This is a genomic window from Burkholderia sp. AU4i (genome assembly GCF_000466765.1).
GTDB classification, from domain to species: Bacteria; Pseudomonadota; Gammaproteobacteria; order Burkholderiales; family Burkholderiaceae; genus Burkholderia; species Burkholderia cepacia.
Map to the genome: position 1 here is coordinate 1 of NZ_ASSI01000441.1, position 2,732 is coordinate 2,732.

Here is a 2,732-nt window from a genome sequence, read left to right on the forward strand (position 1 = left end):
AGGTTGCGCGGCCAGCCGGCCGGATGCGCGCCGTCCGCGAAACCGCGCGCCCGCATCTGCCCGGCAACGTGCGCCGCGTCGCGCGCGAGCACGACCGTCACGTCGCGCGTGCGCGCCTGCCGCGCGCTCTCCCACACGAGCGCATCGCAGGCCGGCGTGCCGCCGGCCGCGTAGATCGCGTACAGGCCGCCGGCTTCCAGCTGTGTCCACGCGTCGGGCAAGCCGTCGATCGCGAGCCGGCTCACCGTGCCGGCGCGGCCGCCGGCCGGCCCCGCGCCCAGCAGCGCACGCAGGCGGCCCAGCAGGCCGGCGGCGCCGAGCGCGGGACGGGTGGCATCGATTTCCGTATTCACGGCGCGTTCCCCTAGTAATCCGAATAAAGCCGCACGGGTGTCGGCGTGACGAGCCAGCTGCGTTGCGCACGGGCGTCGAACGCATAGCGCAGGTACACGAGCGCCGAACTCGGCGCGTAGTCGTGCGACCGGTCGACGTGCAGCTGCGCGCCGACGCTCAGGTGCGGGTTCACGCGATACTCGACGATCCCGTTGATGCCGTACGAGAACGACACGCCGCGCGTCGAGCTGCCCGCGTACACGAACCCGGCCGCCACCTGCGCGGCCCGCTGGTCCGAGAACGTCGGGTAATACAGCGAATCCTTCTCGTAGCTGTTCGAGATCCCGCCCGTGACGGTCAGGTCCCACGACAGTGCATCGTGCCGCCCCGCCCATTCGATCGGCACGCCGAGCGACAGGTAGCGCTGCGGGCTGTAGTAACCTCCCTGCCCGTACGTGTAGTAGCGCAGGTTCTGCGCGTAGTGCCACGCGTTGCCGACGAGCCCCGTGCTGACCTTCATCGTCGCGCGTTCGTACACGGGCACCGTGAAGCCGGTGCGCAGCGTGACTTCCGCGTTGCGCTCGACGTTGCGGCCGGACAGCACGCCCGCGCCGAGTTCCGCGAACAGGTTCGTGCGGCCGACGTCGACCGACGCGCGCAGGTTCACGCCGTCGCGGCGCACGCCGCCCCAGACCGCGCCCGTCCACGGGTCGCGCATCCCCGCGTACGACAGCACGCTGCTCGTTTCCGGCCGCCGCGACGCGTTCACCGAGAAGCTGGCCGGGCCTGCGTCGAACCGGTAACGCACGCCGCCGACGAGGTAATGCACGGGAAAACCGAGCGGCGACGTGCCGAGGTCGACGCGCCATGCGTCCGACAGATAACCGGCGCCGAGCGCGACGCCCGTCGTCGACTGGTGCCGCGAACCCGGCGGATTCGCGATCGATGCGGGCGTCAGCGCGTTCTGCGCCTTGAGCGTCGCGAACGTGCCGAAGGTCTTGAGCGAATACGCATTCGGGTCGCTCGTATCGAGCGTGCCCGGGTCGAGATGCACGGTGTCGATCTGCGCGAACACGTGGCCGTCGTAGCGGACCGGCATCTGCATGTAGATCGGCACCTGCTGCGCGCGATACGAAGAGATGCCTTCGTCGCCCGACTTGTAGGCAGGCGTCCAGCCGGTCTCGATCTCGGGATTGCGCCGCTGCTCGAGATCCGCGAACGCGGCCTGCGCGGGCGTCAGGCCGTCACGGCCCGGGCTCACGCCCGTCGCGCGCTCCTGCGATTGCGACAACCGGTACAGCGACGCCGCGTCGTCATAGCGGCCCTGTGCCTCGGCCACGCGCCCGGCCGCGACCGTCACGTCGGCGCGCGCCGGATACGCGGCATGCAGCCGGTCGGTCACCTGCGCGGCTTCGTCCGCGCGGCGCAGCGCGTTCAGGCGGCGCACGGCCGACAGTTGCGTGTCGACGTCGTCGTCCGGCGTGCGCGCGAGCACCGCCTGCACGCGCGCCAGCGCGGCGGCACGGTTGCCGCTGTCCTCGTCGATGCGTGCCAGCGCGAGCTGCGTATCGGCATCGTCCGGCGTGCGCGCGACGACCGGCGCGAGCGCATCGCGTGCCGCGTCGTAACGGCCTTGCGCGCGCTCGAGATCGGCCCGTTCGAGCGCATGACGCTTGTCCGCGCGGCCGGCCGGGCTCGCACGATCGAGCAGCTTGCGCGCCTGTGCGTAGTCCTGCCGTGCGATCGCATCGTCGGTCTGCCGCAACACGAGCCGCAGCGACTGGTCCTCGATCCGCGCGGTCTGCGCGGGCGTCAGCGACGGTTCCCGGCGCAGCGTGTCGAGCCACGCAGCAAGTGTGTCGTCGCGCCCCGCGCTGCCGAGCAGGTCGCCATAGCGCAGCCGCACGTCCGTATCGGCTTCACGCGGGTGCGCGACGATCCAGTCGTGCAGCGGTGCGAGGCCGCGATCCGGTTCGCCCGCGTCGATCCACTGCGCGCCGATCGCGGCGAGCATGTCGGGATCGTCCGGCGCGCTCGCCTGGGCCTGCGCGAGCGACGCGGCGAACGCCGTGCGGTCGCCGCGCGCGAGCGCACCACGTGCGTCGGCCAGCGCGCGTTGCGCATCGAGCTTGCGCGCGAGCGCGCGCATTCCGTCCGTACGATGCGCGTCGTCGACCGGCGCGAGCGCGGCCTGCGCGCCCGCCGCGTCGTCGACGGAGTTGCGATACAGCGCGGTCGCGTAGCGCATCTCGGGCGTCGCGCCTTGCGCGAGCCCGTCGTCCATCACCGTGCGGCCGAGCTGCGGCAGCCCCATGTCGCGATAAAGGCGCGCGAGCGCGAAGCGCGTCCACGGCGCGTCGGGCGCCGCGCGCACGGCCGCCTCGTAGCGCTGCGCGGCG

At 72.4% G+C, this 2,732-nt stretch carries 2 protein-coding genes; both read right to left on the bottom strand.

The features are described from left to right. The coding region (locus tag L810_RS43370; RefSeq protein WP_042978484.1) for a BcsE family c-di-GMP-binding protein at positions 1-353 on the bottom strand (353 nt) is incomplete at its 3' end. An 11-nt stretch (positions 354-364) separates the two neighbouring features. Then, positions 365-2,732 (bottom strand): cellulose biosynthesis protein BcsC (locus tag L810_RS43375; RefSeq protein WP_042978485.1); only part of this gene is annotated, 2,368 nt, incomplete at its 5' end.